The organism is Streptomyces sp. NPDC048825, assembly GCF_043198355.1.
GTDB lineage: Bacteria > Actinomycetota > Actinomycetes > Streptomycetales > Streptomycetaceae > Streptomyces > Streptomyces xiangluensis.
The window spans coordinates 71,809-92,812 of sequence record NZ_JBICUR010000013.1 but is presented as its reverse complement, the minus strand read 5'-3'; the positions used below and the strand labels follow the sequence as shown (position 1 = coordinate 92,812).

Annotated in this window: 26 protein-coding genes; 8 read left to right on the top strand and 18 right to left on the bottom strand. The window is 69.4% G+C overall.

Going from position 1 to position 21,004, the window contains the following annotated elements:
* The first annotated feature begins 1 nt into the window (after window position 1).
* On the top strand, window positions 2-481 hold the full coding sequence (locus ACGFNK_RS29060) for an SRPBCC family protein (protein ID WP_386353781.1): 480 nt from the start codon (window positions 2-4) through the stop codon (window positions 479-481).
* A gap of 50 nt (window positions 482-531) precedes the next feature.
* Window positions 532-864: a TcmI family type II polyketide cyclase gene (locus tag ACGFNK_RS29055; RefSeq protein ID WP_393420861.1), complete on the top strand. Its 333-nt coding sequence runs from the start codon at window positions 532-534 to the stop codon at window positions 862-864.
* Window positions 865-969: 105 nt separating this feature from the next.
* Here ACGFNK_RS29055 and ACGFNK_RS29050 read toward each other — a convergent pair whose 3' ends face one another.
* Window positions 970-1,998, bottom strand: coding sequence for a methyltransferase (locus ACGFNK_RS29050; protein WP_393420569.1), 1,029 nt, complete (start codon window positions 1,996-1,998; stop codon window positions 970-972).
* A 73-nt stretch (window positions 1,999-2,071) separates the two neighbouring features.
* A complete protein-coding gene (locus ACGFNK_RS29045; RefSeq protein ID WP_393420567.1) occupies window positions 2,072-3,130 on the bottom strand; it encodes a nitrous oxide reductase family maturation protein NosD in 1,059 nt (352 codons plus the stop codon).
* A 192-nt stretch (window positions 3,131-3,322) separates the two neighbouring features.
* Between ACGFNK_RS29045 and ACGFNK_RS29040 the strand changes: the two genes are divergently transcribed.
* The 3 genes from ACGFNK_RS29040 to ACGFNK_RS29030 all read left to right on the top strand — a co-directional run bounded on the left by ACGFNK_RS29040 (window position 3,323) and on the right by ACGFNK_RS29030 (window position 5,614).
* Window positions 3,323-4,036 carry a hypothetical protein gene (locus ACGFNK_RS29040; RefSeq protein ID WP_393420566.1) on the top strand — a complete coding sequence of 238 codons (714 nt, stop codon included), beginning with the start codon at window positions 3,323-3,325 and terminating at the stop codon, window positions 4,034-4,036.
* 79 nt (window positions 4,037-4,115) lie between these two features.
* Window positions 4,116-4,721 (top strand): sigma-70 family RNA polymerase sigma factor, encoded by a 606-nt coding sequence (locus ACGFNK_RS29035; protein ID WP_393420564.1) that lies wholly within the window; start codon window positions 4,116-4,118, stop codon window positions 4,719-4,721.
* Window positions 4,722-4,843: 122 nt separating this feature from the next.
* Window positions 4,844-5,614: a DUF1775 domain-containing protein gene (locus tag ACGFNK_RS29030; RefSeq protein ID WP_393420562.1), complete on the top strand. Its 771-nt coding sequence runs from the start codon at window positions 4,844-4,846 to the stop codon at window positions 5,612-5,614.
* Window positions 5,615-5,644: 30 nt separating this feature from the next.
* On the opposite strand, the gene ACGFNK_RS29025 is transcribed toward ACGFNK_RS29030, so the two are convergent.
* The 4 genes from ACGFNK_RS29025 to ACGFNK_RS29010 all read right to left on the bottom strand — a co-directional run bounded on the left by ACGFNK_RS29025 (window position 5,645) and on the right by ACGFNK_RS29010 (window position 10,140).
* Window positions 5,645-6,844, bottom strand: coding sequence for a glycoside hydrolase family 1 protein (locus ACGFNK_RS29025; protein WP_393420560.1), 1,200 nt, complete (start codon window positions 6,842-6,844; stop codon window positions 5,645-5,647).
* A 285-nt stretch (window positions 6,845-7,129) separates the two neighbouring features.
* Window positions 7,130-8,242: a LacI family DNA-binding transcriptional regulator gene (locus ACGFNK_RS29020; RefSeq protein ID WP_393420558.1), complete on the bottom strand. Its 1,113-nt coding sequence runs from the start codon at window positions 8,240-8,242 to the stop codon at window positions 7,130-7,132.
* Window positions 8,243-8,434: 192 nt separating this feature from the next.
* The gene (locus tag ACGFNK_RS29015; protein ID WP_393420557.1) at window positions 8,435-9,226 is read right to left on the bottom strand and encodes a carbonic anhydrase; all 792 of its coding nucleotides are present in this window, start codon (window positions 9,224-9,226) and stop codon (window positions 8,435-8,437) included.
* A gap of 224 nt (window positions 9,227-9,450) precedes the next feature.
* Window positions 9,451-10,140 (bottom strand): aerial mycelium formation protein, encoded by a 690-nt coding sequence (locus ACGFNK_RS29010; RefSeq protein WP_393420859.1) that lies wholly within the window; start codon window positions 10,138-10,140, stop codon window positions 9,451-9,453.
* 168 nt (window positions 10,141-10,308) lie between these two features.
* Between ACGFNK_RS29010 and dtd the strand changes: the two genes are divergently transcribed.
* Window positions 10,309-10,734, top strand: coding sequence for a D-aminoacyl-tRNA deacylase (gene dtd, locus ACGFNK_RS29005; RefSeq protein WP_393420555.1), 426 nt, complete (start codon window positions 10,309-10,311; stop codon window positions 10,732-10,734).
* 19 nt (window positions 10,735-10,753) lie between these two features.
* Here the strand turns inward: dtd and ACGFNK_RS29000 are convergent, their stop codons facing one another.
* From ACGFNK_RS29000 to ACGFNK_RS28990, 3 genes are read right to left on the bottom strand one after another with little or no spacing between them, the layout of a single operon-like run.
* Window positions 10,754-11,728, bottom strand: a complete 975-nt coding sequence (locus ACGFNK_RS29000; RefSeq protein WP_393420553.1) for a YgfZ/GcvT domain-containing protein — start codon at window positions 11,726-11,728, stop codon at window positions 10,754-10,756.
* Window positions 11,729-11,762: 34 nt separating this feature from the next.
* Window positions 11,763-12,230, bottom strand: coding sequence for a Fur family transcriptional regulator (locus tag ACGFNK_RS28995; protein WP_388687289.1), 468 nt, complete (start codon window positions 12,228-12,230; stop codon window positions 11,763-11,765).
* Window positions 12,231-12,246: 16 nt separating this feature from the next.
* On the bottom strand, window positions 12,247-12,822 hold the full coding sequence (locus ACGFNK_RS28990; RefSeq protein WP_393420551.1) for an FABP family protein: 576 nt from the start codon (window positions 12,820-12,822) through the stop codon (window positions 12,247-12,249).
* A gap of 278 nt (window positions 12,823-13,100) precedes the next feature.
* Here ACGFNK_RS28990 and ACGFNK_RS28985 point away from each other — a divergent pair, with 278 nt between their 5' ends.
* Window positions 13,101-13,463, top strand: a complete 363-nt coding sequence (locus ACGFNK_RS28985; protein WP_393420549.1) for a DsrE family protein — start codon at window positions 13,101-13,103, stop codon at window positions 13,461-13,463.
* Here ACGFNK_RS28985 and ACGFNK_RS28980 read toward each other — a convergent pair.
* The 9 genes from ACGFNK_RS28980 to ACGFNK_RS28940 form a co-directional block, all read right to left on the bottom strand.
* Window positions 13,457-13,876 (bottom strand): VOC family protein, encoded by a 420-nt coding sequence (locus tag ACGFNK_RS28980; protein WP_393420547.1) that lies wholly within the window; start codon window positions 13,874-13,876, stop codon window positions 13,457-13,459. The genes ACGFNK_RS28985 and ACGFNK_RS28980 overlap by 7 nt on opposite strands.
* Window positions 13,877-13,901: 25 nt before the next feature.
* The gene (locus ACGFNK_RS28975) at window positions 13,902-14,168 is read right to left on the bottom strand and encodes a DUF3099 domain-containing protein (protein WP_165343081.1); all 267 of its coding nucleotides are present in this window, start codon (window positions 14,166-14,168) and stop codon (window positions 13,902-13,904) included.
* 135 nt (window positions 14,169-14,303) lie between these two features.
* Window positions 14,304-14,591, bottom strand: coding sequence for a DUF1416 domain-containing protein (locus ACGFNK_RS28970; RefSeq protein WP_033324392.1), 288 nt, complete (start codon window positions 14,589-14,591; stop codon window positions 14,304-14,306).
* A 36-nt stretch (window positions 14,592-14,627) separates the two neighbouring features.
* Window positions 14,628-15,473, bottom strand: a complete 846-nt coding sequence (locus ACGFNK_RS28965; RefSeq protein ID WP_393420545.1) for a sulfurtransferase — start codon at window positions 15,471-15,473, stop codon at window positions 14,628-14,630.
* 153 nt (window positions 15,474-15,626) lie between these two features.
* Complete coding sequence (locus ACGFNK_RS28960) at window positions 15,627-15,710, bottom strand: putative leader peptide (protein ID WP_352376456.1); 84 nt, start codon at window positions 15,708-15,710, stop codon at window positions 15,627-15,629.
* A gap of 233 nt (window positions 15,711-15,943) precedes the next feature.
* Window positions 15,944-16,693 (bottom strand): DUF2993 domain-containing protein, encoded by a 750-nt coding sequence (locus ACGFNK_RS28955; protein WP_393420543.1) that lies wholly within the window; start codon window positions 16,691-16,693, stop codon window positions 15,944-15,946.
* Window positions 16,694-17,152: 459 nt separating this feature from the next.
* Window positions 17,153-18,448, bottom strand: coding sequence for a hypothetical protein (locus tag ACGFNK_RS28950; protein WP_393420857.1), 1,296 nt, complete (start codon window positions 18,446-18,448; stop codon window positions 17,153-17,155).
* A gap of 308 nt (window positions 18,449-18,756) precedes the next feature.
* Window positions 18,757-19,011, bottom strand: coding sequence for a MoaD/ThiS family protein (locus tag ACGFNK_RS28945; RefSeq protein ID WP_033324387.1), 255 nt, complete (start codon window positions 19,009-19,011; stop codon window positions 18,757-18,759).
* A 49-nt stretch (window positions 19,012-19,060) separates the two neighbouring features.
* Window positions 19,061-19,936 (bottom strand): alpha/beta hydrolase, encoded by an 876-nt coding sequence (locus ACGFNK_RS28940; RefSeq protein WP_393420541.1) that lies wholly within the window; start codon window positions 19,934-19,936, stop codon window positions 19,061-19,063.
* Window positions 19,937-20,183: 247 nt separating this feature from the next.
* On the opposite strand from ACGFNK_RS28940, the gene ACGFNK_RS28935 reads away from it, so the two are divergent.
* Window positions 20,184-21,002 carry a winged-helix domain-containing protein gene (locus ACGFNK_RS28935; RefSeq protein WP_393420539.1) on the top strand — a complete coding sequence of 273 codons (819 nt, stop codon included), beginning with the start codon at window positions 20,184-20,186 and terminating at the stop codon, window positions 21,000-21,002.
* The last annotated feature ends 2 nt before the right edge of the window (window positions 21,003-21,004 follow it).

Genomic DNA, 21,004 nt, shown 5'->3' with positions numbered 1-21,004 from the left:
CATGACCGGACACACGGAGAACGACATCACCATCGCCGCCCCGCTGGACCTGGTCTGGGACATGACCAACGATGTGGCGAACTGGCCTCAGCTGTTCAGCGAGTACGCCTCGGTCGAGATCCTCTCCCGGGAGGGCAACAAGACCACGTTCCGGCTGACCATGAAGCCCGACGAGAACGGCACCGTGTGGAGCTGGGTCTCGGAGCGGGAAACGGACCGCGACGCGCGCAGCGTGCGCGCCCGCCGCGTCGAGACGGGGCCCTTCGCGTACATGAACATCCGCTGGCAGTACGAGAAGGTGCCGGAGGGCACCCGGATGGTGTGGACGCAGGACTTCGCGATGAAGCCGGACGCACCGGTCGACGACGCCTGGATGACGGACAACATCAACAAGAACTCCAAGGTCCAGATGGCCCTGATCCGGGACCGCATCGAACAGGCCGCCAGGGAACGTCGTCCCGTGCCGTCCCTGACCGACTGACCCGGACGGAGAACAGGTCGATGCCGCAGTCCAAGTCCAAGCCCAAATCCATGCACCAGAGTCTGATCGTCGCCCGGATGATGCCGGGTTCGGCCCCCGACATCGCCAAGGTGTTCGAGGAGTCCGACCGGGGCGAGCTGCCGCATCTCGTGGGAGTCGCCCGGCGCAGCCTCTTCCAGTTCGGTGAGGTGTACCTGCACCTCATCGAGTCCGAACAGGACCCCGGTCCGGCCATCGCCAAGATGGCCGGACACCCCGAGTTCCGGGACATCAGCGAGCGGCTGTCGGCGTATGTCACCGCGTACGACCCCGCGACCTGGCGATCCCCGAAGGACGCGATGGCCCACTGCTTCTACCGCTGGGAGCGGGATCCCACCGACTGAACCACCGTTTGAAGCGCACCGTTTGAAGCGCACAACGCCAACGGCCGCCGGGCCCACGACAGTCAGTCGGGGGCCCGGCGGCCGTTGGCCTGCGAAACGCGCTGATCAGCCGGGCACGGTGCAGTCGAACGCGTGCAGATACGGATTGACCGGTCGTACGTCACCGATGACCAGCCCCGCGTCGGTCAGCCGCCGCGTCATGCTCTCGGTGGTGTGCTTGGCCCCGCCGACGTTGAGGAGCAGCAGGAGATCCATGGCGGTGCTGAACCGCATCGACGGGGTGTCGTCGACGAGGTTCTCGATGACCACGACCCGAGCCCCGGGTCCGCCCGCCTCGATGACGTTGCGCAGGGTCCGGGCCGTACTGTCGTCGTCCCACTCCAGGATGTTCTTGATGATGTACGCATCTGCCCTGATCGGAACGGCCACCCGGCAGTCCCCGGCCACGATGCGCATCCGGTCCCCGAACTCGCCGCCCACACGAAGCCGTGGATCGACGTTGTCCACCACCCGCGGCAGATCGAGCAGCGCACCGTGCATCGAGGGGTACTTCTCCAGCAGGCTCGCCACCACACGCCCCTGGCCGCCTCCGATGTCGGCGACGGACGAACTCCCCGACAGATCGAGGAAGTCGGCCACATCCCGCGCGGACTGCACGCTGGAGGTCGTCATGGCGCGGTTGAAGACGTCGGCCGATTCCGGGGCGTCCTCATTGAGGTAGACGAAGAACTCCTTGCCGTACAGCTCCTCGACGACGTTCCGACCGGTGCGCACCGCCTCGTCGAGCCGGGGCCACGCGTCCCACGTCCACGGCTCCGTACACCACAGCGAGATGTTGCGCAGACTGTGCGGGTCGTCCTCGCGCAGCAGCCGGGACATGTCGGTGTGCGCGAACGTCCCGTCCGGCCGCTCGGCGAAGACGCCGTAACAGGACAGGGCTCTCAACAGCCGTCGCAGCGGCCGGGGTTCGGCCTTCACCGCGCCCGCGAGGTCCTCGACAGCCATGGGGCCGTCACCGAGAGCGTCGGCAACCCCCAGCCGGACGGCTGCGCGGAGGGCGGCGGCACATGCCGCTCCGAACACGAGCTCCCTCAGCCTCATGGACGGCGGTGGGGCAGTCTGTGCGGTCGTCATGTGCCGCGTTCCTTCCTTCACTTCTCTTGCTCTGCGAGTGGATGCGATGGATGCGGTGGATACGGCCGGCCGGTCAGCACAGTCCCGCGGGCCTGGACGCCCCGCAGGAGTTGCCTTCGAAGGTGTTGCCCTTGCCGGTGTCCGTGTTGACGAGGTCGGCGGGGGCGTTGCCCTCAAGCCGGTTGTCGCTGATCCGGTTCCGCTCGCTGGTGACGCCCACCATGCTCTTGAACAGGACGATGCCGCCCGACAACGGCGACTTGCCGACGTTGTCCGTGATCTCGTTCCCGATCACGAGAGTCCTCTCGGCGCCGGTCAGGACGATGCCGGAGCCCTGCAGGAAGGGCAGCCGTTCCGTCTTCGGGCAGTACTCGTTGTTCCGCGCGATGTGGTTGTCCCGTACGGACAGGTCGCCGGCCCTCGGCTTGTTCTCGTCACCGACGACGAACACTCCGGCGCAGTTGCCCGTGACGTCGTTGCCCGCGACGCTGAGGTTCCGCAGGCGCCGGACGGTGACGCCGATGCGGTTGCCCTCCAGCCGGTTGTGCTCCACCACCGTTCCCCGGGCGTTCGCCGCGCCCTGCTCGGCCGTGACCGTGTTGGCGAGGAACAGGCCCGCATCGCCGTTGTCCCGGGCGGTGTTCCACCGGAACACACCGCGGACGGAGCCTTCCTGGGCGATGCCCCACACCCCGTTCTTCACCGCGGTCACGTTCCGCACGTTCAGACCGTCGGTCCTCGCGCTGTACAACCCGTTCTTGGCGAAGCCGGTCACCTTCAGGGAGGCGATGGTGACGCCCGCGACTCTGCGGTCCTTCGTCCCCACCACACAGATGCCGTTGCCGCCCGCGGCACAGCTGTTGGCGGCCCTCTTCGCGCCCGGCTTGATCACGACGCCGCGGTCCACGCCGCGCAGTGTGAGCCCGGGTGTGCTCACGTTGACGCTCTCGCGGTAGGTGCCGCGGCGCAGGAGAACGCTGTCTCCCGGTTTGGCGGCGTCCACCGCCTTCTGGATCGACTCTCCCGGATGGACCACATGGACCGTATGGCCGGCGGTCGGCGGGGCAGCACCGAGCCCCGCCCCGATGACTGCTGCTGCGCACGCCAGATAGGCGATATTACGTTTCGTCATATTCTACACTTTATGCACCAATTGCCACTGCGCAGGCCGGATGCGCCATCCGGCGGCGTGTCCAACGGGCAGAGGCACCGGCGGCGAGACTGCCAGTGGCCTGGATCACAGGGGCCGGATTGAGTGGCGCACCCGGTGGTTGTCCGTATTGGGCTGTGACGGCCCAACAGCCGGTGCAAGGATGAAGCCTCCATGAGTGCTGGACGGAGTGTTCGTACGCTGAGGGCCGCGATGTTCGCGGTCGTCTGCGTGCTTTTCGCTGTCCAGGGACACGTGATGACCTCCGGTGTCGCGGTGCCCGGTTGGGCACTGGCCGCCGGAGCCGTGGCCGCGGGCGGTATGGCGTGGGGTCTGGCCGGCCGGGAACGCGGAATCTTCGTGGTCGGTTCCCTCTCGGTCGCCACCCAGGTGGCCCTCCACGCGGTGTTCTCGCTCGCGCAGGCGGTCGTACGGCCGGAACCGGCGTCGCTCGCGCAGCGGTGGGTGCGCCATCTGCTGTGCACGCCGCCGGGGAGCGGTACGCACTCGGACGGCGCGGCGACGACCTCGCACTCCATGAGCCACGGAATGGCGGGCATGTCCTCGATGGACGCCTCGGCCTCCACGGCCCAGGCGGGGCATCTCATGGACGGCATGTCCCTCACCGGCATGCTCGCCGCCCACCTGGCCGCCGCCCTGCTGGGCGGCCTGTGGCTCGCCCACGGTGAGCGCGCCGCCTTCCGCATCCTGCGGGTTCTCGCCGGGTGGCTCGTCGCTCCCCTGCGGCTGCCCCTCCGGCTGCCCACGCCGCCGTACCGCCCGCGCGTCCGCGCCCCGAGGGGCCGTACGGTTCACGCGCTGCGGCAACTCCTCCTCGTATACGCCATCACTTCTCGGGGTCCGCCCGCCGGGCCCGCTGTCCTCTGACGACAGCCGGAGTCAACAGTCACCGGAACCGCCGAGCTCTCTGCTCCGGCCTGGTTCCCGGACCCCGAGAAGGACACAGGTGTTCACTCCTGCCCTGCACAGTTCGCCCTGCCCGCACGACGAGTCGATAACGTCCTGGGCGCTCGCCGCCCGTGGTGGTGACCCGGACGCCGTCGAGAAGTTCGTCCGCGCCCTCCACCGGGACGTCAGCCGCTACGTGACGTACCTCAGCGCCGATCCGCAAGCGGCCGACGACCTGACCCAGGACACCTTCCTGCGGGCCCTCGGCAGCCTGCACCGTTTCGAAGGCCGTTCCTCGGCGCGGAGTTGGCTGCTGGCCATCGCGCGTCGCGCGGTCATCGACAACATCCGGTACGCCTCCGCCCGGCCCCGCCTGTCGGACCGGGACAACTGGCAGTCGGCGGCCGAGCGCGGCCAGCCGCGCGGCCTGCCGGGCTTCGACGACGGCATCGCCCTCGCGGAACTGCTGGCCGCACTGCCCGACGACCGCCGCGAGGCCTTCGTACTGACCCAGATGCTGGGCCTGTCGTACGAGGAGGCAGCGCGGTTCGGCGGCTGCCCGGTCGGCACGGTGCGCTCACGCGTGGCACGCGCCCGCAGCTCACTGATCGAGTCACTGTGCGAGGCCGAAGGCCACCGACCGCCGGCCGCGGTGGCTGCCTGATATCTCGTACGGCCCTGTACGACGCGTACGTCACCGCCGCCCGGCTCATGGGCCGGGCGGCGGCACTCCGGAAAACCCCAACTCAGCCCCCTACACATCGACCATCGGTACGAGGAGTCCCTGTGCATCACCCGAGCCTTGCCCTTGCCCGCAGCCTGCGCCGTGTCGGCGCCCTCGGCGGCCTCACGGCAGCCGCGTGCGCGGTCGCCGTCGCCACCGCGGGACCGGCCGCCGCCCATGCGGACGTCGAGGCGGAGGGCGCCCGGGCCCTCGACCAGAACGTCACGCTGACCTTCCACGCGGAGTCCGAATCCGGCTCAGCCGGCATCAGCAAGCTGGAGGTGGTCCTGCCGAAGGGCATCGCGCCCGGCGACGTCACCTACAAGGAAGGTCCGGACGGCTGGAAGCTCACCCCCACCGACCGGGGTTACACGGTCTCCGGACCGAAGCTCGCCGTCGGAAAGGACGCCGAATACGTCGTCACCGTACGGCAGTTGCCCGACGCCAAGTCGCTGGTCTTCAAGACCGTGCAGAGCTACAGCGACGGCAAGGTGGACCGCTGGATCGAACTGGACGACACCAGCAGCTCGGACGGCCACGGCCACGGCAACCCCGCCCCCCGCCTGGACCTGAAACCCGCCGCCCCCGGCGCCAAACCCGTGAGCCCGAGCCCGACGGAGGAGCCCACGACGGCGGCCCCTTCGTCCGACACGGCAGCGGGCGGGCCGAAGACGGGCACGTCGGCACCGGCGGCGGAGCCGGCGTCGAACAACGCGGACGGTGAGGGCGACGACGGCATGCCCATCGGCGTACCGGTGGGCATCGCCGCGTCCGTCCTGGTACTCGGCGGCGGGGCATGGTGGCTCCACAGCCGCCGCAGCGGATCCGCCTGAGGAACTGCGGCTCCGGGGCTGAGGGACACATCAGCCGGTCGCGCGCGGGAGTTCCCGCGTGCGGCCGAAGCCGCCCAGCCACGCAGCGGACGGCTTGGGCGTGCGTACAAAGGTGACCGGGTCGACCGCGATGAGGCCGAAGGTCGGCTTGTACGAGCCCCACTCGTAGTTGTCGAGGGCGCTCCAGGCCAGGTAGCCCCGTACGTCGATGCCGTCCTCGAGGGCGGCGGCGACCGAGTCGAGGGCGCCGGTGTAGTAGTCGATACGGCGGCTGTCGTCGTCGGTCGCGACGCCGTTCTCGGTGACGATCAGCGGGACGTCGCCGACGATCTCGGCGGCATGCCGCAGGGCGTGGCCGATCGCCGGCGGGTAGTACTCCCAGTCCGTGAGGGTGCGCTCGGCGTCGTCGGGGGCGAGGACCGGCCCGTCGGGACCGACCTTGTTGCGGCTGTACGCCTGAACGCCCAGGAAGTCGTCACCGCGGGCCGCCTCGATGAACACGTCCTCGCGGGGGTACTGGTAGGCGGCCGTGGCCTCCTCCGCGCCGGGCAGGGACTGGTAGACCAGGTTGGCGACGGTCCAGCCGGCCTGGATGCCGGGGTCGATGTTCTTGACGGCGTTCATCGCGGCGTGGTGGGCGGCGATGACCGCCCGGCTGGTCTCCTCGTCGGGCGTCGGAGTGCCCACCGGACCCCACTGGATGTCGCCGCCCTTCAGCACGGTCGCCGTGATCGCGATCATGTTGGGCTCGTTGATGGTGCATACGTGCCGCACGCCCGTGCCGATGACCGGTGCGATGGCCTCCACGTAGCGGGCGAAGAGGTCGACGGCGCCGTCGGCGGTCCAGCCGCCCCGCTCCATGAACCAGCGGGGCACGGTGAAGTGGTGCAGCGTCACCATCGGGCGCAGGCCGCGCTCGATGGCGCCCTCCACCATCCGCCGGTAGTGGGCGAGTTCGGCATGCGAGAAGTGACCGGGGGCGGGCTCGATACGGGCCCATTCGATGCCGAACCGGTAGTCGGTGAAGCCGAGTTCGGCCAGCAGGTCCATGTCCTCCTGCCACCGGTGGTAGCTGTCGCAGGCGTCCAGGCTCGGCTCCTTGATGCCCGCCGTGCCGCTGTGCTCCCGCTGCCACCAGTCGCTGTTGACGTTGTTGCCCTCGATCTGGTGCCCCGCGGTGGAGGCGCCCCAGAGGAAGCCGTCGGGGAAGGGCGTGGAGGCGTGCGTCATCGTGCGTTCGTGTCCTTCAGGTTGGGGGGTGGAAAGGGCGTCAGCTGCTCCTCTCCGTCGATCCGCCACCGGAGTGGGAGGCGGAGAGCGCAGGCGGATCTAAGCGCTTAGATTCCTGGGTATGGTCGAAATCTAAGCGCTTAGGTGATGGCCTGTAAAGGGTGATGGCCGAGGAGGCGACGAGGACGATCCCTCACTGCCCGCGGCAAGGCGCAGTCACCCCGGCGAGGGATCGCCAAGGCGCCGGTGGTGCAGCGGAAGGGCGCGGCGACGCACCGCGAACCGTCAGGGCCGCGAGCAGCCGCAGCTCTCGCGCAGCACCACCTGCACCGACAAGCGCCGTGCGATGGGCGGACCCGTGGGGTTGGCGACGCGTTCCGCGAGGACGGACACCGCGGCGCTTCCCATCGCCTGCATCGGCTGGCGCACCGTCGTCAGTGCGGGCCGGACGACCCGGCCCGCCATGACGCCGTCGAAGCCGGTCACCACGACCTGCTCGGGGACCCGCACCCCGTGCTCGACCAGCGCTTCCATCAGGTTGATCGCATCCAGATCGGTCACGCACACGAAGCCCTCGGGCAGCCGGTCACCGGCCAGCAGCCCGGCGACGACATGCCGCAAGTCGTCCCCTTCGGCTTCCAGGCCGACCAGCGGCTTGCGAGGCACCCGCAGCCCCGCCGCCCGCAACGCCTCTTTGAAGCCGGCGAACCGCTCCTGGAAGTCGACGAGTTTCACCGCGCCGACGTACTGCAGGTCACGCAGCCCGTGCTCGGCGACCAGGTGCTCGGTGAGGACGCGCATACCGCCGCGGTTGTCCACCGAAACGGTACTCAGCCCCTCGTGCCGGAGCTCCTCCGAGAGCGCCACCACCGGAATCCGCTGCGCGATCCGCCCCAGTACGTCATCGGGCACGGACGTGGGGAACACCACGAGCCCGTCGACGCGTCCGACGATGTCCGTGACGACGGTCGCGCTGTCGGCCCGGCTGCCCCCGCCGATCATCAGCGCATAGCCGCGGCGCCAGCACTCCAGCTCGACTCCGCGCTGCACCTCGTCGGTGTACAGCGGGAAGAGCCGGTGGTCCTCGTCCCGGTCGTCCCGCACCACGGCGACCTCACCCTGCGCCGGCCCCTGACCGACCGGTTCCACGGCGGCGGGCTCGGCGAAGGACTCCGGGTAGAAGTAGTCGAACGCGTACAGACCCAGCGCCCCGGTGTGACCATGGGCCAGCCCGCGCGCGCTCGCGCTGGGCACGTAGTTCAACGCCTCGGCGGCGGCCAGGACGATGCTCCGGGTCCCTTCCTTCACCTTGTAGGGACGGCGAAAGGTCATCGACACGGTCGCGATGGACACCCCGGCACGCTGCGCCACGTCATACACCGTCGCCCGCTTCGCCACGTTTTCGCCTTCTTCCGACCCCGTCCCGCCGCCTATGTTAAGCGCTTAGATACAACGTCGGGCCGGACGCAGGCCACCGTCAGACCCAGATGCACATCCGGCACGTGGCAGCGAGGGCGGTGGGGGTCCCTCCGCTCGAGACCCGCGCCCCTGAAGAGGGCCTGCGGCCCCTTCAGGGGCGCGGGAAACGCCTCAGGCGGTGGGCGCGCCGGTCAGGACTTCCACTCGGCCGGTGTCGAGCGAGTAGTACGCGCTGACGACAGCCAGGTCGCCCTTCTTCACCAACGGGCCGAGATCCTTGTTGGACCGCAGATCGGCGGAGGTCTGCTTGATATGCACGCGAGTCATGGCGTCGACCGGATCCGCGTGCTTCTCCTTGGCGATCACCTCGTACGCCGGGCGCAGCTCCTCGGCGATCGACTGCAGGTTGCCCGGCAGCGGCTTGTTGTCCTTCAGCGCCTTGTGCGCCGCCTTGACCGCGCCGCAGCGCTGGTGCCCGAGCACGACGATCAGCGGAGTGCCCGAGGTCATCGGCCCGTACTCGACGGAACCGGTGACCACGTCGCCGACCACCTGCCCGCCGGTACGCATCACGAACAGGTCCCCGAGCCCGGTGTCGAACAGCAACTCCGGCGGCACCCTGGAGTCGATGCAGGAGAGGACCACACCGAACGGGTCCTGCTCCTCGGCGACGAACTGACGCCGGAGCGGGTCCCGGTCCGGATGCTGAAGGTCCCCGTCGACCCAGCGCTTGTTGCCCTCCATCAGCCGCGCGAACGCCGCCCACGGCGAGACCGGCCGCTCGCCGTCCGCGGCCGGTGGCGGTGGCGGTGACGAGGAGGTCTTCTGCGCAGCCCCCGCGGCCGAAGCCGTCGCCGCGCCGCCGTCCGTCTTCGACGAACAGCAGGTGAGGCAGGCCGCGGTGGCCGCCACCAGTCCTCCGGTGAGAATGGCCCTGCGCTGTGGTCGCACAGCACTACCCATGTGTCTTTCCCCTTCCAGTGCGGTTCGGGTACGCCACTCTGGCGGGCCGTCGGTTAGCGCCCGTACAGCTCTGAGGAAGGGCAGAAGAAGCCCTCACCCAATTCACCCGGCGTCACAGCAGGTGACGCCGGGTAACTCAGGCCGAGCAGGGCCGAGCCGAGCCCATAATCCTCACTCGTACGGGCGGCACGCTCAGACGGGTCAGACGGTCAGAAGACCCGGCGTCAGACGAGCAAGTCGTCCACGTGTGCCTCGCCCTCGCGATACCTGCGCGCGATCTCCGCGCTGCAGTCGTCGGCCGTTCGCTGGAGCTGCCGGCGCCGGCGTGAGACCTGCTGCTCGTACCGCACGAGGCGCCCCATCGCGGTGTTCAGCTCCAGATCCGTGCGGGCCTCAAGGTCGGACAGCTCCACCTCCGCGAGCATGTCCGCGGCCAGCCGCCGGTACTCCTCGCTGTGCGGCGTGCCGACCGTGACGTGCCGGGCCGACGAGCGCTGCCGTGCGGGCGCGTCCGTCAGGATCTCCGACAGCCGCTCCACAACGGAAGAGATGGACGAGCCGGCCGACTCCCCCTCGGCAGCCGGTGCCGCAGCCGACGACCGGGCCCGGGCGGGTTCGGCCCGTCGCCCGAGCTCCGCCCGCAGGATGTCGATCCGCCCCTGGACCAGCCGCCGTACATAGCTGAGGTCCGCCTCGTCCCGCTGGGCGCCCCGCCGCATCGTCCGCAGCTCGGGCAGCCCCAGCCCCGACAGATCGCGCTCGACCGGTGGGCTGTCCGTCCGCTGCGCGGGCGGACGCACCCCCACCGGAGGCGCCGTAATCGAATGGCCCGTACCCGAGAATTCTGCTCCCCCAGCCCCCGCGATTCCCCCCGCCACCGCAGGTGGCGACTGCCCGATCCCCGATGTGCTCATGGTGCTCATATGCCTCAACCGTCCCCTCGACCGGCGTGTGGATGCATCGTGCCACCCCCACTGGCTGCTATGAGCCGGAGTGCCTCCGATACGCCCCAGATGGAGGCATAAGGAGTGATAAGAAGACCCCCTACAGAGGTCAAGCCGACGCACGGCATGATGGTCCGTATGCGTGCGGTGGTACAGAGGGTTGACGGCGCGAGTGTGGTCGTCGACGGCGAAACGGTCGGTGAGATCAGCGGCGAGGGCCTGTGCGTCCTGGTGGGCGTCACCCACCAGGACACCAAGGAGAAGGCGGCCCAACTGGCCCGCAAACTCTGGTCGATCCGGATGCTGGACGACGAGAAGTCGTGCAGCGACGTCGACGCGCCGCTGCTCGTCATCAGCCAGTTCACGCTCTACGGCGACGCCCGCAAGGGCCGCCGCCCCACCTGGAACGCCGCCGCCCCCGGCGACGTCGCCGAACCCCTCGTGGACGAGGTCGTCGCCCAGCTTCGTTCCCTGGGCGCGACGGTGGCGACGGGCCGTTTCGGCGCCAAGATGCGCGTATCGCTGACGAACGACGGCCCGTTCACGGTCCTGCTCGAGATGTAGCCCCGCGACAGACTGCGCCCTACACCTCGACCACGGCCTCCTGCGAGGCGGCGGTCGCGTCGGCCATCAGCCGTGCGTCGAGCGGCACGTTGCGCTTCACCAGGGCCAGGGCGATCGGGCCGAGCTCGTGATGGCGTACGGATGTCGTGATGAAACCGATCTTGCGCCCGTCCGGGCCCTCCTCCGCCAGCCGGAGCTCCGTACCGTGCGGCGGCAGGTGCACCTCGCTGCCGTCCAGGTGGAGGAACACCAGCCGCCGCGGCGGCTTGCCCAGGTTCTGGACGCGGGCGACGGTCTCCTGACCCCGATAGCAGCCCTTCTGAAGATGCACCGCCGAGCCGATCCAACCCAGCTCGTGCGGAATCGTCCGGTGGTCGGTCTCGAAACCGAGCCGCGGCCGGTGATGCTCGACGCGCAGCGCCTCATACGCCAGCATCCCGGCGACCGGGCCGTGCTTCTCGCCGTCCGCCGCGTACGACTCCAGGTCGCTGCGGGGCAGGAACAGATCACGCCCGTACGACGTCTCGCGTACGACGACGCCTTCCGGCACCTCGGCGATGGAACCGGCCGGCAGATGCACGACCGCGAACTCGCTCGTCCGGTCGGCGACTTCGACCCGGTAGAAGAACTTCATCGACTCCAGGTACGCGATCAGCGCGTCCTGGGTGCCGGGCTCCACGTGGGCCCAGGTGGTCGTCCCGTCGTCGACGAGATACAGCGCGTGCTCGATATGGCCGTGCGCGGAGAGGACCAGCGCCTCGGTGGCGTGGCCTGGCGGGAGATCGGAGACGTGCTGGGTGAGCAGGAGATGCAGCCAGCTGAGCCGGTCCTCGCCGGAGACGGTGACGACGCCGCGGTGCGAGAGGTCGACGAAACCCGTGCCGTCGGCGAGGGCACGCTGTTCGCGGAACAGGTCGCCGTAGTGCGCGGCGACGCCTTCGTCCACGCCCTCTGCGGGCACGGCACCGGGCAGGGACAGCAGGGGGCTCTTCATGGGCATACAGCCTACGACCGAGTAGCTGCTTGTTTTATTTCCTGCTCGCGCTCTTGCCCGAGCAGTCCTTGCACCGGCCGAAGATCGCGAAGTGCTTCATATCGGTGTCGAACCCGAAGCTCTCCCGCAGCTTCGCCGTGAACTCGGCGGCAACCGACACATCCGCCTCGATGACGTTCCGGCAGTCCCGGCACACCAGGTGAAGATGGTGATGACGGTCCGCGAGATGGTACGTGGGCGCCCCGTGCCCGAGGTGGGCGTGCGACACCAGCCCGAGCTCCTCCAGGAGCTCCAGCGTCCGGTACACGGTGGAGATGTTGACCCCCGACGCCGTCTTCCTCACTTCCACGAGGATGTCGTCGGGCGTCGCATGCTCCAGCGCGTCCACAGCCTCGAGCACAAGCTGCCGCTGCGGCGTCAGCCGATACCCGCGCTGCCGCAGATCACTCTTCCAGTCAGTGCCTTCGGCACTGCTTCCGGTGCTGCTTCGAGTGCTCACCACACCTGAAAGTCTAGAGCTACTTGAAGAAGGCGATCCCGTCGTCCGGCATGTCGTCCGGGAGGGCCTTGGCCCAGCGTTCGACGTCCTCGGGGGTGACGGCCTTCTTGAGCTGGGCGGACATGTAGGGGCGGAGCGGGATCTCGGGGGTCTGCTTCTCGCCGACCCACATGAGGTCGCTCTTGACGTAGCCGTACAGGCGCTTGCCGCCGCTGTACGGGCCCGAGGCCGCCGTGCGCGCGACCGCGTCCGTCACCAGGTCGATCTGGGGCTTCTTGTCGGCCAGCTCGCCGTACCAGACCTCGACGACGCCGTCGTCGCGGACCATCACGACCTCGACCTTGCGGTCGGAGTCGATACGCCAGTAGCCGGTCTCGGTCTCCAGCGGCTTCACCTTGTTGCCCTCGGAGTCCAGGACCCAGGTGCGCGAGTGGTACTCGAGGAAGTCCCGCCCGTCGTGGCTGAAGCTGACTTCCTGGCCGAAGTTGCACTTCTCGGCACCGGGGAAGTCATGGACACCCGCGCCGGTCCAGTTACCGAGCAGGAAGGCGAGGGGGACCAGGTCCTTGTGGAGGTCGGACGGGATCTCGATCATGATCAGCTCAGAAGTCTCGTACGTGGGTGATGGGGGCGTCCGTGACGGCGCTCAGCGCTGGCCCTGGTACAGCTTCTTCACGGTCAGCCCCGCGAAGGCGATGACGCCGACGCAGACCAGGACCAGCAGAACCTCGAAGAAGATCTCAAGCACAGGGTGCTCCTTGGATGAGCGGGGTTGGGCGTAGGGCCGTACACGAAGCCGGGCTCCAGCTTACGCGGCCATGGTCGGGCGCTCTGTGCGAGGTCGCGCGTGAGGTACGCGACTACGATTCGACCATGGCGAAAAAGCTCGTGATCAAGGTGACGGCCGGGGCCGATGCTCCAGAGCGGTGCTCGCAGGCGTTCACGGTGGCGGCGGTCGCCGTGGCCAGCGGGGTGGAGGTCTCGCTCTGGCTGACCGGCGAGTCGGCGTGGTTCGCGCTGCCGGACCGCGCCGCCGAGTTCGAGCTGCCGCATGCGGCTCCGCTCCCCGACCTGCTCGAATCGGTGCTGGCCGGTGGCCGGCTCACGCTGTGCACGCAGTGCGCGGCCCGGCGCGACATCACGGAGAAGGACGTGATCGAGGGCGTACGGATCGCGGGGGCGCAGGTCTTCGTGCAGGAGGCGCTGGCCGACGACACCCAGGCGCTCGTCTACTGACCTGTCTGCGTCCACAGGCAGAAGGGGTGCCCCGACGGGTCCAGCAGCACCCGTACGTCGTCCTGCGGCTGGTAGTCGGCGAGCGTGGCGCCCGCGGCGACGGCCCGCGCGGTCTCGCCCTCCAGGTCGTCGACCTCGATGTCGAGGTGCAGCATCATCTGCTGGTCGCCGGGCATGGGGGTCCCCCCGCTCGAGCGAAGCCGAGAGTGGGGGAGGGTGGGCCAGACGGGCCGGACGTACTCCGGCTCACTCTCGAAGGCGAGCGAGACGCCGTCCCCGTCCGTGGGCCCGACGATTACCCAGTGAGGCTCGTCCGCGCGTACCTCGTACCCGAGCAACCGCACGTAGAAATCGGCCAGTTGATGGGCGTCGTGCGCATCGAGCACGACGGTGGACACCTTCGTACGCGTCATGGGCCTGTTCTAGCGGCGGTGCTGCTTACCGTCCAGGCCGCCGCTTCTTGCCGTCCAGCTCGTCCCACCACTCGTCGGACTTCGGGTCTCCGGACGGGTCGTCCCACCAGCGGTCCTCCGGTCCGCGCCGGTTGGCCACCATGGCTGCGAGCGGCGGAATCACCATCGCCACGACGCACATACCGATGGCCACCGGCATCGACCACAGCCGCACGACACCCCAGGCCAGGACGAAGAGGCCGATGCACGTGCCCATCATGGCGAAGTAGGCGTGACGCCGTCGTGCGTACATATGTCCAGCGTAGGCCCGGAGATCCGGGCAAGCTGAAGGGCCGCACCCCGATCACAAGTGGTGGCGTCCAACCCCCTGGGGTGCGGCCCTTCAGCCGTTCATACGGCGCGTGCCGTCAGACCGTTCAAACGGCGCTCAGACGGCGATCGCAACCTCGGCCAGCCCGCCCGTCTGGGCGACGACCGTGCGGTCCGCCGTGCCGCCCGGGACCAGGGCGCGTACGGTCCACGTGCCCTCGGCCGCGTAGAAGCGGAACTGTCCGGTCGCAGAGGTCGGGACCTCGGCGGTGAACTCGCCGGTCGAGTCAAGGAGGCGGACGTAGCCGACCACGGGCTCGCCGTCCTTGGTCACCTGGCCCTGGATGGTGGTCTCACCAGGCTTGATCGTCGAGGCGTCGGGGCCGCCGGCCTTTGCTCCACACATGTGCTGCTCCTGAAGAGGTAGTTGAAAGGTCGGGGCTTACTTGTTGGCGCCGAGCTCGATCGGCACGCCGACGAGGGAGCCGTACTCGGTCCAGGAACCGTCGTAGTTCTTGACGTTCTCGACGCCGAGCAGCTCGTGCAGGACGAACCAGGTCAGGGCCGAGCGCTCACCGATGCGGCAGTACGCGATGGTGTCCTTGGCGAGGTCGACCTGCTCCTCGGCGTAGAGCTCCTTGAGCTCGTCGTCCGACTTGAAGGTGCCGTCGTCGTTGGCGTTCTTGGACCACGGGATGTTGCGGGCGCTCGGCACGTGGCCGGGGCGCTGCGACTGCTCCTGCGGCAGGTGGGCCGGCGCGAGCAGCTTGCCGCTGAACTCGTCGGGCGAGCGGACGTCGACCAGGTTCTGGGCGCCGATCGCGGCGACGACGTCGTCACGGAACGCGCGGATCGAGGTGTCCTGCGGCTTGGCCTTGTACTCGGTCTTCGCGCGGTCCGGCACCTGCGAGCCGTCGACCAGGTCGCGGGAGTCCAGCTCCCACTTCTTGCGGCCGCCGTCGAGGAGCTTGACGTTCTCGTGGCCGTACAGCTTGAAGTACCAGTAGGCGTACGACGCGAACCAGTTGTTGTTGCCGCCGTAGAGAACGACGAGCGTGTCGTTCGCGATGCCCTTCTCCGACAGGAGCTTCTCGAAGCCCTCCTGGTCGATGAAGTCACGGCGGACCGGGTCCTGGAGGTCCTTGGTCCAGTCGATCCGGATGGCGTTCTTGATGTGGTTCTTCTCGTACGCCGATGTGTCCTCGTCGACCTCGACGAGGGCGACCTTCGGGTCGTCCAGGTGCTCCTGGACCCAGTCGGCGTCTACCAGGACGTCGCTGCGGCTCATTCTGTTTCTCCTCCGGGGCAGTTACGGCGGGGCGGTGCGTCGATGAGTGGGTGCGGTACGCGCATGACACGGAGGCGTACGTGGCGCACGGGGTGGCCCTGACCTGGCGAGCGCGTCAAAGGGCCCGGGGATCGCGGAAGCCGGCGCTTCCGCTCAGAAGGTGCGACAGAGCATGGCGGCGACACGGCACAGGTCTACTGCCCGCCGCTTCGTCAGATCCGCCTGCTGTCGCTTCATGAGGTCGATCGTAGGGAGGGTGGGGCTGGCATGTCACCGGCGTGTCGGATGGTGAGACGCGATTGTCCGCGATGCGGGACGGTGGAGTTGCGAAAGCCCCGTTCGATCGCACTCATACGGACATTGCAGACCCGTGCTCTTCTTCACACCTGCTTCGCGGACAGGGGCGTCTCGCCTTTCGGACAGCGGCGCATCCGTCGTCAGCTCATCGGTCGTCGTACCCGCCTGCCGTCCTACCCGACGAGCGTGACGTCCGAACCCTTCACCGTGATGTCGACGCCGTTCGGGGCCGCCTCGACCTTGTCGAGCTTGATGCCGCCGGGGAGACCGTCGATGCGCTGCTGGAAGTCGGTGACCGTGCGGGCCTTGTCCTCGGCGAGCTGGATGCCGAGGTTGGGGAGCGCGTCGGCGCGTGCCCTGACGACGTCGCCCTCGACGCTGACCGTGCTCAGTACGGAGACGGGCTGGGGGAGCTTGGCGCCGAGCACGGTGGCCTCGACCTCGACCTTGATCTTTCCGTTGCCGCCGTCGGAGAGGCCGACGACCTCGGCGGTGACTCCACTCGCGAGCTGTACGGGTTCGGACTTGGCGGCCTTGAGGAGTTCGTCGTACGAGATCGTGGCGGTGCCGGTGGCCGAGGCGGCGGTGGCGGAGCTGTAGTTGCCGGAGAAGGCGACGCCGCGCATCTGGGCCGTGAGGTCGTCGATACGGATCTTGTCGGGGCCGGTGTTCTGTGCGGTGCCGCCGGTGTCCGCCTCGTAGTTCTGGATGCCGACCTCGATCTCGTCGAGTTCGCCGCCGACGACCTGGGTGAGGAAGGGGAAGCCCTTGATCGACACGTCGGGGGTGCTGGCCAGGCCCTCGCTGGTCTTCAGCTTGTCCGCGGCCTCGTCCTCGGCGAAGCCGACGGCTACGCGGTCGGCGATGACGAAGAGCCCACCCAGGATGACGGTGACGATCAGAAGTATTCGCAGTGCGCGCATGTCTTGGTGTTCCCCCACCTCGGCATCGACGGCGTCCGGTGGCCGTCGAGCGAGGGTAACTCGGGTGGGGGGTTGGTCGGCGGGGATGGGGTGGGTTGTCGATCACCTGTGACAGGTGGGGGTTGGGGGGCCTGAGGGATTTCGGCCCCGCCGCCCTTGCCCGTCCCATACCGGGGCCAGCCCCGGACCCCGCTGAGGGCTGCGCCCCCAGACACCTTTGGGCTCCGCCCCGGACCCCGTTTCGGGTGCCAGTCCCGGACCGCCGCTCCTCAATCGCCGGAGGGGCTGATTTTTCGTGGCCGAACTTTGTCAGCGCAGGCCCGCATCAATCAGCCCGTCCGGCGTTTGAGGACGAGGCCGTTCAGGCCGATGGGGTCCAGGGGCGCAGCCCTTGGTGGGGTCTGGGGCGAAGCCCCAGGGACGGGACGGGTAGGGGCGGCGGGGGCGAGAAAACCCGCCTCAGCCCAGCGCCCTGCCCAGCAAATACACCGCCGGAGCCGCCGCCGCCAGCGGCAGGGCCACTCCCGCTGTGAAGTGGACGAAGCGGGACGGGTAGTCGTAGCTGGCGACCCGGTGGCCGATGAGGGCGCAGGCTCCGGCCGCGGCGCCGAGGAGGGCGCCGCCCGTGCCCAGGTCCGTCAGGGCGCCGGCCGCGAGGCCCGCACCCCCTGCCGCCAGCAGGGCGACGAGCAGCGACCCCGGCGTCGGGAGGGGGAGCGCGCGGGCCAGGACCGCCGCCGCGACCGCCGCCCCGCCCACTGTCACCGCGTCCGAAGCCGCCGCGAGATGCCCCGCCGCGAGGATGGCCAGCGCCGCCGAGGCGACCGTGGCCATCAGGCCGTACATGCGCTCGTCGGGTTCGGCGTGGCTGCGGAGTTGGAGGACCAGGGTGAGCAGGACCCAGACGCCGAGGGTGCCGAGGATGGCGGCGGGAGCGTTCTCGCGCCCGGCCGCCAGCAGCACGGCGTCCGCCGTGAGCGCGCCCGCGAAGGCCAGCGCGATGCCCTGCCGGGCGGGCCACATGCCGTTCAGCCGGAACCAGCCCGCCGCGGTCACCGCCTGCAGGATCACCAGCGGGACGACGAGTGCGTACTCGCCGATCGCCGCCGTTCCCGCAAGCAGCAATCCGAGTACCGCCGTCAGCACGGCCGGCTGCCCACCCGGTTCGATGATCGGCGAACGCCCCTCGGCACGGGCCCGCTGGGCGTCCGTGACGCGGGGGTTTCCGGTGAGGGTGGGCGGCCCGTACACCGGGGCGGGGCCGGAGGCAGGGACAGCGGCAGCCTGATCGCCGACTGCCGCCGACGCGGGCGCAGTTGCGGGCCTGGGCGAAGGTGCGGATGCAGCAGCGGACGCGAGCGCGAAGTCCCCGTACGCGGGCCCCTGCACGTACCCCTGGCTCTGGCCTTGGTTCGCGTGATCCCAATCCGGAGCCGGAGCCTGGGCACCGTACCCCTGAGACCGCTGATCCGAAGCCGGAGCCCCGTACCCCTGGGACTGCTGGTCCGACGCCGCCGCCGGAGCCCCATACCCCTGAGACCGCTGGCCCGACGCTGGAACCGGAGCCCCATACCCCTGAGACCCCTGATCCGACGCTGGAACCGGAGCCCCATACCCCTGAGACCGCCGGGACCGCTGGTCCGACGCCGACGCCGGCGCCCCATACCCCGACGCCTGGGCCTGAGCCCCGTACCCCTCAGCCCCGCGATCCCACCCCGAATCACGAACCCCGTACCCATGCCCCGTCCCATACACCGGCTCAGCCGGAGCCGGAACCGGCGTCGCAGCCGGATTCGGGTTCGGGTTCGGAGCTGGGTTCGGCGCCGCAGCCGGAGGCACAACCCCCGCAGGCCGCGCATGCGTCTGCGTCTCCCAGGTCTGCCCCTCCCACTGCTGGGTCTGCTGCTGCGCGTCCTCGTCGGACGGCTGCTGCCCGGGCCAGCGGGGCTGCTGCTGATGGGAGCCGTGCCCGTCATGGGAGCCGTGGCCCTCGTGGGACCCTCCCCCACTCTCGGCTTCGCTCGAGCGGGGGGACCCCCACGGCTGGTTACTCATGATGCCCGTCACCCTCCTGCGAACGGCGGGAGCACCTCGACCGTGCCGCCCTCGGCCAGCCGTACCGTCTCATGTCCGCGGGTGCCCACGGGGTCACCGTCGATGAGGAACGAGCATCGCCGCAGGACGCGGACGAGTTCGCCGGGGTGTCGTTCGCGCGCCGCGTCAAGCGCCTCGGCGAGGGTCTCCGCTTCGTACGGCTCCTCGGCCACGCCGGCGGCGGCCTTGGCGGCGGCCCAGTAACGCACCGTGCCCTGTGCCATCAGGTTCCTCGATCAGTGCTTGTCATTGTTAACGGTCGACACGGCCAGGCTAGCCGGACACCGAAGCCGCCCACTCACCGATCCGCCCCAGCAGTGCATCGTCCGCCGCGTGCTCCGCGTGCCCCATGCCCGCCTCCAGCCACAGCTCGGCATGGTCCTCGCCCGCCTCGGCCAGCATCCGGGGGTGGTCCAGCGGGAAGTAGCCGTCCAGCTCACCGTGGACGATCAGCAGGGGTGTGGGGGCGATCAGCGGGACCGCCTCGACCGGGGAGAGGGGGACCGGGTCCCAGTCGCGGTGGTGGATCCGGGTGCGCAGGCCGTAGCGGCTGATCGTGCGGCCGAGCGGGCGGGTCACCACCCAGTGGAGCCGGCGCATGGGCTTCGTACCGCGGTAGTACCAGCGTGCGGGGGCGCTCACCGACACCACCGCGTCTGTATACGCTCCCGTGCGCCCCACCTGTTCCCGAGCGGGCCCCCGGCGGTGCATCGCCGCGTGCCGCAGGACCACGGATCCGCCCATCGAGAAGCCGACCGTGGCGACGCGGGTGTGGCCGAGTTCTCGTGCCCAGGCGACCGCCGCCGCCAGGTCGAGCACCTCCCGGTCGCCCACCGTGGAGAGCCCGCCGGAGGCCCCGTGGCCCCGGAAGGAGAACGTGACCACGGCCGCGTGCTCCGCGAGGATGCCTGCCACCCGGCGTACGTGTGGCCGGTCGAGATCCCCGGTGAAACCGTGTGCGATGACGATCGCGAGCTCGCCGGAAAGATCGGAAGAGGGCACGGACGTGCCCTTTCCGGGCTCGTACATGGCGTCGATCGTGACCCCGTCGACCGTGCGCAGAAATCTCCGCCGCTGGGCTCGCCGGGCTGTCTCAGGTAGTGGACGATTGAAGGATCGCGTCACATGACCTGCCGGACCTTGGTTCATGTGGGCTATTCTGCTGGGCATGAGGACTCGGGCAGCGTAGCCCCCGGGTCCTTTTGCGCTTTCTGGAGCGATGTATACGAACGCTGTATACGACGCGAAAGCGCGAACCGCGGCACCCGGGGGCGCGGGAGCCGCAAAGAGTTCGAAGCAGTGCCGTAAACGTCCTCGCAGGGACCGAGGAGGAACCAGACGTTATGGGCGAGCGAACCATGCACAACCGCAGGACGACCCGGGTAGGTGGGACACGATGAGTTCTTTGCTGCTCCTGACCAATGCCCTTCAGCCGTCGACGGAGGTGCTTCCCGCTCTCGGCCTGCTTCTGCACAACGTGCGAGTGGCTCCGGCGGAAGGCCCCGCTCTTGTCGACACCCCTGGTGCCGACGTCATCCTCATCGACGGCCGCCGGGATCTGCCGCAGGTTCGCAGCCTGTGCCAGCTGCTGCGGTCGACCGGGCCCGGCTGTCCGCTGATCCTCGTCGTGACGGAGGGCGGCCTCGCTGCCGTCACCGCCGACTGGGGCATCGACGACGTGCTGCTCGACACGGCCGGTCCGGCGGAGGTCGAGGCGCGGCTGCGGCTGGCCATGGGCCGCCAGCAGATCGTCAACGACGACTCCCCCATGGAGATTCGTAATGGCGACCTGTCCGTCGACGAGGCGACCTACAGCGCGAAGCTCAAGGGCCGGGTCCTGGACCTGACCTTCAAGGAGTTCGAGCTCCTGAAGTACCTCGCGCAGCACCCTGGTCGGGTCTTCACGCGCGCCCAGCTCTTGCAGGAGGTCTGGGGTTACGACTACTTCGGCGGCACCCGAACGGTCGACGTGCACGTCCGGCGACTGCGCGCGAAGCTCGGTCCGGAGCACGAGTCACTGATCGGGACCGTCCGGAACGTCGGTTATCGATTCGTTACGCCGGAGAAGCTGGACCGCACCGCGACCGAGGCGAAGGCCCCGGCAGACCGGCCAAAGCAGGAGGATGCGGACGAGACGGCGCACCTTGACGCCACCTCGGACGCCGGGCTCACGACGGAGGCCGAGGAAGCCGCCGTACGCCCTGCCCAGAGGTAGGT